General features: G+C 58.8%; 8 protein-coding genes. All 8 read right to left on the minus strand.

All coding sequences use genetic code 11. The annotated features are described in order from the left end of the window. Positions 1-219: 219 nt before the first annotated feature. Genes RX972_RS28775 through RX972_RS28810 form a run of 8 tightly spaced genes read right to left on the minus strand, consistent with a single transcriptional unit; the run spans position 220 to position 6,430 of the window. Positions 220-1,131, minus strand: coding sequence for a metal ABC transporter substrate-binding protein (locus tag RX972_RS28775; RefSeq protein WP_316880665.1), 912 nt, complete (start codon positions 1,129-1,131; stop codon positions 220-222). Further along, entirely contained in the window at positions 1,132-2,031 is a 900-nt protein-coding gene (locus RX972_RS28780) for a metal ABC transporter permease (protein ID WP_231677376.1), read from the minus strand. It lies immediately after the preceding gene. Further along, positions 2,031-2,795, minus strand: coding sequence for a metal ABC transporter ATP-binding protein (locus RX972_RS28785; RefSeq protein WP_255879741.1), 765 nt, complete (start codon positions 2,793-2,795; stop codon positions 2,031-2,033). The genes RX972_RS28780 and RX972_RS28785 overlap by 1 nt, the downstream gene beginning before the upstream one ends. Beyond that, on the minus strand, positions 2,792-3,718 hold the full coding sequence (locus RX972_RS28790) for a metal ABC transporter substrate-binding protein (RefSeq protein WP_316880667.1): 927 nt from the start codon (positions 3,716-3,718) through the stop codon (positions 2,792-2,794). Before RX972_RS28790 ends, RX972_RS28785 begins: the two co-directional genes overlap by 4 nt. A gap of 36 nt (positions 3,719-3,754) precedes the next feature. Continuing rightward, positions 3,755-4,330 carry a DUF6162 family protein gene (locus tag RX972_RS28795; protein ID WP_316880668.1) on the minus strand — a complete coding sequence of 192 codons (576 nt, stop codon included), beginning with the start codon at positions 4,328-4,330 and terminating at the stop codon, positions 3,755-3,757. Further along, the gene (locus RX972_RS28800; protein ID WP_099268941.1) at positions 4,327-4,629 is read right to left on the minus strand and encodes a hypothetical protein; all 303 of its coding nucleotides are present in this window, start codon (positions 4,627-4,629) and stop codon (positions 4,327-4,329) included. The genes RX972_RS28795 and RX972_RS28800 overlap by 4 nt, the downstream gene beginning before the upstream one ends. Before the next feature lie 47 nt (positions 4,630-4,676). Further along, positions 4,677-5,219, minus strand: coding sequence for a thiamine pyrophosphate-binding protein (locus RX972_RS28805; RefSeq protein ID WP_263271718.1), 543 nt, complete (start codon positions 5,217-5,219; stop codon positions 4,677-4,679). Further along, complete coding sequence (locus RX972_RS28810; protein WP_027902426.1) at positions 5,216-6,430, minus strand: PepSY-associated TM helix domain-containing protein; 1,215 nt, start codon at positions 6,428-6,430, stop codon at positions 5,216-5,218. Before RX972_RS28810 ends, RX972_RS28805 begins: the two co-directional genes overlap by 4 nt. Between the last annotated feature and the right edge of the window lie 425 nt (positions 6,431-6,855).

Consider the following 6,855-nt stretch of genomic DNA (forward strand, 5'->3'; position numbering starts at 1 on the left):
TCGGAGTTTTTTTTTTTTTTCTATTTTTTATTTTTTTTTGCGTGTGGGCGTGCCCCGCGCCCGCCCCCGCTCCTGCAGATGAAAAAGTAATCCAAATCAAATAGTTGTAGTTTGTTTGATAGGAGCAGAGCTTGCTCGCGATAAGGCCGGGCGCGGTTCACTTCAGATCGCGTCCAACCTTATCGCGAGCAAGCTCTGCTCCCACAAAGGCTCGAACCGTTATTTTTTCCCGGCCAACGCCTGTGTCACCTGCCCGATATTGCCCTGCAACTCGGCCAGTGGGTCTTCACTATCCAGTGCCAGGACCAACAACTTGCTGCCTGCCGCTGTAATTGCAGCTTTCACCGGCTCCGGCGGCTGGCGATGATCCAGGACCAATGCCACATCGTTTTCCTTGAGGGTGTCGGTCAGCTTTTTCAGGGCTTCGGGCGTCCATTGATCGTCGGACAGTACTTGCGTGCCCACCAGTTCCAGGTTCAGGCCGCTGATCAAGTAGCTCAAATGGTCGGAGAGGCTGACCACGCTGAGGTTGTCGGCGCTGGCCAGGCTCGTTTCGCTGTCGGCAGTCAGTTTCAGCAGTTGCTGTTTCAGGGTCGACAGATTGGCTTCGATGCGCGGTTTGGCGGCGGGGGCGAGGCGCACCAGATCGGCAGCCATGACATCCGCCATGCGCCCCATATTGTTGCTGGAAAGCCACGGTTGGCTGTTCAGGCCATCCACGCCCTGGCCCGGCTGCACGGCAATACCTGGCAAGCTGCCGTCCACTGGACGTGCGGCGTCGATTTCGACGATGCGGATATTGCTGCGTCGTGCATTGGGATACAGCGGATCATCGGCCCAGATGGAGCGCAAACCGATGACTGCATCGGCATCCACCGACAATTTACGCAATGCGTCGACACCGCGACCGGTGAAGTACGCGGTCTGGCGTGAACCGGGCAGGTTGGCTGCTGCGGCGCGCTCCAGCACCACGCCGCTGTCCTTGAGCAGGATTTGCCCAAGGCCAAAGGTGATCGGCAGGCTGGCCAGCACGCGCACAGGTTTCTGATTCTCAGGCGCAGTGGCTGCGGCGTGAGCGTTGGCGGCAAACAGGCCGGTAATAGCAAGTGCAAGGGTCAATTTACGCAACATTTATCCAATATTCCCTTTGAGGCTCGGTACGGTGCCGCGAGCGATGGCGGCCAGGGCGAACGCCATACCTGCAACCAGAATGATCGCCGCGCCGGACGGTACAGGCAGGTCGAAAACGATCGGCAACAGAATGCCGCACAATGTGCTGACGGTAGCAATGGCCACCGATATCCAGAAGAACCCTTTCAGCGACTGACTGAGCAGGCGGGCGGCAGCGGCCGGGATCACCAGCAGTGCGCCCACCAGAATTGCGCCGATTACCTTCACTGAGGCGACGGTAATCAGCGTCACCAGAATCACGAACAGGTAGTCCAGCGTTTTGACCGCAACGCCGCGCACAGCCGCGAGCTGCGGGTTGAAGCTGGCCAGCATGATCCGGTTGTACAGCGGCAGGCTCAGGCCCATGACCATTGAACCCACCACCGCCAGCACCAGAAGATCGCCGCCGTTGACGGTCAGTACCGAGCCGAACAGCACGTTCTCCAGAATATGGATGTTGATCTTGCCTGCCAGAATCAACAGCAGGCTGGCGCCGAAGGCCAGCGATACCGAGAGGAACACGCCGATCAGTGTATCCGGTGCCAGACCCGTGCGATTACGCAAGTAATTGAGGACGATGCCGAATAACAGGCAATAGCCAAATAGCGCGCCGTACGGACTGGTGTAGGGTTCACCCAGCAGGATGCCGACGGCGACACCGGTCAGCGCAGCATGGCCCACGGCTTCGGAGAAAAACGCGAAGCGCTTGACCACCACCAGAGTACCCAGACCACCGAGGACCGGGCCGATCAGCAACCCGGCCAGCAATGCGTTGACCACGAAGCCGTAGGCCAATGCTTCCGGCAGATAACCGGACGACGCCAACCCTTGAATGAAAAGGCGAAACTGCTCGTAGTCCATCAGGCAGCGCTCCCTTTGTCGGTATCAACAGCGCGAGGATGGGCAGAGAACAAGGTCAGCAGGCGATCCGGGGTCAGTGCGGTGTTTGCCGGTTCGTCGAACAGCACCCGGCGATTCAGGCCGGTGACTTTATCCGCCAGCCTTTTCACCGCTTCCAGATCGTGCTCGATCCAGAGCACAGTGATACCTGCCTTGCGCCAGTCACCCAGCAGACGTTCGAACACTTGAATGCCTGCTTCATCCAGAGCTGACATGGGTTCATCGAGCACCAGAAGTTGTGGCGCCGGGATCAAGCCCTGAGCCAGCAGCACGCGCTGGCGCTCACCACCGGACAACGCGCCCATGCGTCGCTTGCGTTTATCCTGCATGCCGACTCGCTCCAGCGCCTCACCGATGGCCGCAGCGTAATGTTTCGACAGACCGAGAAACGCCGGACGACGCTGACACATGGCGGCCATGAAATCATCGACGGTGATCGGCAGGCCACGGTCGAATTCCAGCGCCTGGGGCACATAGCCGATGAGTCCCGGCGAACCCGGCCATTGCAGGCTCAACTGGCCCTGATGAGGCATCTGGCCGAGCATGGTCTTGATCAGCGAGCTTTTGCCTCCGCCGTTCGGGCCAACCAGAGCATGAATGCTGCCAGGGCTGACCTTGAAACTCACGCGATCGAGAATCACCGTGCGGCCCAGGGTCAGGCTGACATCGGCGAACTCCACGCCCGGTCCGTTGCCTGTGAGCGGGATCCTTTCAGCCGCGGTCATGATCCGGACTCCTGAATGGCGCGCACGACGGTATCCAGGTTGCCCGCCATTTCCTTCTCGTATTTGTCAGCGGTGTACTCACCGTAGGAAATGTGCGAAAGCGGATAGAGCTTTACACCGGATTCGCGCTGGATGGTTTCGACGTAGGTGGACGGAAAGTCCATCTCCGAGAAAATCACCTTCACGTCCAGCTCCCGCAATTGATCGATGGTTTTCTTCAACTGGCTCGGGCTCGGCTCGATGCCGTGAGCGGGCTCGACCACCGCAGTCACTTCCAGACCGAACTCACGCAGCAGGTAGTCGTAAGCGGCATGCACGGTAGCCACCCGTAAATCGGCGTTGGGTGCTTTGGTCAGTTTGGCCAGTGCATCAGCGCGCATCTGGCGCAGGCGTTTGCCGTAGGCGCGGGCGTTGGTGGTGTAGGTTTTGGCGTTGTCGGGGTCAAGCTTGCCCAGCTCCCGGGCAATGTTGTTGACCTGCGCGATGGACGCACTGATGGACAGGAAGGTGTGCGGGTTGACCACTTTGCCGGCGCCCCGAGCAGCCACGCCGGTTGCGGCCAGCAACGGCACGTCGGCGTTGGCTTCGATCACCGGGATATCCGGTTTTTCGCTGGCAGCGATCATGCGGTCGGCGAAATCATCGTGACCTACGCCGTTGAGCACCACCACGTCGAGCGAACCGATGCGCTTGATGTCGTCGGCACGTGGTTCGTAAGCGTGTGGGTTGAAGCCTGCCGGAATCAATGGCACGACCTCGGCCTTGTCACCCACGATATTGGCGACATAGCTGTAATAAGGATGAAGGGTGATACCAATCCGCAAGCGCTTCGCGTCGGCATGGGCCAGTGGAGAGAGGAGGGTCGCCAGTAGGCCGACCAGTACCACGCGCAGCAGTGGGCGGCGTTTCAGAGAAATAGGCATGGGCAAGCAGTCTTCTTTCAAATGAGTGCGAGGGGGTCAGTGTTTGTGCTGGCGAGTCACGCCTGCATCGAACTGGGCGACGACTTGCTTCCAGCCCGAACCGATCAGGGCCTTGTCGCTGACATCGGTAATGTCCTGGCTCAACGAAGGACTGCGATTGATCCAGATGTCAGCTTGAGCATCGTCAGTCGCTCCGATACGCAACAGAAAAGATCCTGCAACGGTGGGGTTCTGGCTCAATCCGAGGTAAGACTTGTCGATCATTCGCCAGGCATGACCGCCACGGCTGACCGAACTCGCGTCCTCGACAAACGGGGCGAGACCTTCCTCGCTGAGTTGCTGCGGCGTCACCGGCGTGACTTGCTCGGGGGCCAACAGGCGAATTTCGTCCAGCGTGACGCGCAGGTCGGCATAGATACCTTGTTCGGACGCCGTCAGGTCTCGCCGGGCATCCAGCTCATGGGCTGCCACGCTTTGCACGTCCTGGCGTTCCCCGTGCCAGCCTATGACCGTCCCGGCAACCAGCAGAATGATCAGGCACAACGCCAATACATAAAGTGTTTCGTGACCGGCCCCTGCCGGACGGACGACTTGATGGGTCGGCGTACTCATGGGGCTTCGATATCCGCTTGGTCGATTTCCACCACGTGACCAGGGCCCGCGTCGAACAGGACATAAAACTCGGAAGCTGGTTTTTTGAAGGTGACTGTCGAGTCTTCACCCAGCTTGCCGGGCACCAGAATGGTTTCGTCGTAGCCGATCACGTCGAGGGTCACGCCTGGCGCGCCGCTGCCATCCGAAAAGCCGCCGGTGCAGCGAATCTGTTCGTTATCGATCTGTTTGCACTCGCACATCGGGTTATGGGCCAGCGCATTGCTGCTCAGACCCAGGCCAATCAGGCCCATTGTCATCAAGGGCAGTGCTTTGACACCCAGCCAGCGCAGATAAGGTCTGCCGATCATGGTTTGACTCCTTGTTTTTTCAGCCAGGCGACGGTCGCGGGGGACGCCTGTGATAACGGAATGGACGCCTGATGCATCGAACCGTCCCAGCCTTCCATTGTGATCCACAGGTCAGCGTCGGGGTCGGTGCGTTCAGGAATCTGCATAAAGGCGCTCATGCGATAGGGCGAACCAAAGAAAATCACCCCGGCGGCACGCAGGCTGCGTGGCTTGCCGATGCGCAGATAGGTCGCCTTGACCTTGTTCGCACATTCGGCGCAGAGCGCGGCGTTAAACGTTTTGGTGTAACCGGAGGCACCTTCCAGGCGCGGCGCTTCATCGAAGAACTCCGCCATGCGGATGCTCCACGGACCGACCTGAACCTCGCCGATCTCGCGCTGGCCAAGGCCGCTGTCACCGCGGAACAGGGCCATTTCGGTGAAGTACTTGGGCATGAATCCCAACGGGATCAGCACCAGCAAGATGTTTATGTGAAAACGCCATTTGTGCCAGAAACGGACCAGGGTCGACGGTTGTGTTGCCACGGTAGCCTTGCTCACAGGGTGTTCTCCGGAATCCTGGTGGCCACGGGTCCGAGCGTTTGTTGCCGGGGGCTGGCACGTTCGAGTTTTTCACTGCGTTTGAGGGCGTTGACGGTGGCCTGAGCAGTACGTTTGGTCCAGATCAGCAGGCCGCTGAGGACCATCATGCTCAGGATCAGCGCGAAGAAGGTCCAGATCAGCTTGATCCAGATACCGCCGAAATCTCCGGTGTGCAGAGGACGCATGGATTCGGTGACGAACTCCAGAGCCGAGCGATCCGACAACAGGTGCGAGGTAGCGATTTCACCGCTATAGGGGTTGATTTCCGCGGTTTGGAACATCAGCGGATACCAACTGCGGCCCGCCACGCTGATGTTGCTGTAGGCGTTGAGCGGCATGCTGATGGAACTGGGTTCAAGGCCGGGAATCTTCTCGCGGGTAATCTCGACGGCCTTATCGAGACTGATCATCGGCGCCGGGCTGCCGTCTGCGGTCAGCGGCACGCTGGCATGGGGAATGACCGAGGCGATGGGCGACTGGCTGGAAATACTGATCTGGTTATCGAACAGGATGGCCTGAATCAGGAACCACATACCCGTGATGGAAATGACAGCGATGAACCAGATCGACCAGATTCCGCTGAGACGGTGGAAGTCACCCCAGAAAATCCGCGCGCCCTGGCTGATGCGCAGGGTGGGTTTGAAAAAGCCCTTCCAGAATTTCTTGTAAACCACCAGGCCGGTCACTAATGAGGCCAACAGCGGAATACTCAACAGCGACACCATGTACCAGCCCCAGGAGAAGCCGTTGGTGAAGGGCACCAGCCACCAGCCATGCAGGGCACGGGTAAACGCCGGGAAGTCGAACGATGGCGCAACCCCCTGAAGCACCCCGGTGTAAGGGTTCGCATAGGCGACAACGGCGCGGCCACCTGGATAAGTGGCGCGAACGTTCAAGGCGAAGTAGTCACCATCGGGTTCCGAGATCCTGCCGACTTTTATCTGTGGGTCGTTACGCTCTATGGTCGCTTTGACTGCTTCGAAGCTCAGGCGCGGTGCATCGGCGGACGGCGGGTTGGCGCGCATTTCCGGGTTGACCAGCCACATGATTTCCTTGCTCACCACTGCCAGCGTCCCGGTGAAGCAGACGATCAGGACGAAGAACCAGATGGGCAGGGCCAGCCAGCTGTGGACGAGAAACCAGATTTTTGAACGGGACTTCTTGGACATGGAGTAACGGTCTCGATTCACGGTGTGGAGCAGCCCGATTATCTTTCGGGCTAGGGGTGTCGATAAAAAGCAGTTATGGCTGTCGCCATCGGGACTGCTGCATATTACTAGGACGGATGAGAATCAAATACTCCCAGTGTTAATTCTCATTACATATTTAAAAGATGTATCTGGATGTGTTTTTTTTGAGTGGGTGCGGATGGTTGGGGGATGTAGTTTTTCGCGGTAAAAGTATTTTGTGTACATATCCATTTTCGAGGTAGCGGCTGATATTGGTTGCGCTTTTACAGCGCGTCACTTTCGAAGAGCGCGAAAGTAACCAAAGCGCTCTTGCCCCACCACTGGGTGCCTCGCCTAGGCTCGGCATACCCGTAATTCGACATTGCTGCGTGGGGCCGCCGCCACCGGCCATCCATGGCCTGAGG

The sequence above is a fragment of the Pseudomonas syringae group sp. J309-1 genome (assembly GCF_032582135.1).
GTDB classification, from domain to species: Bacteria; Pseudomonadota; Gammaproteobacteria; order Pseudomonadales; family Pseudomonadaceae; genus Aquipseudomonas; species Aquipseudomonas quasicaspiana.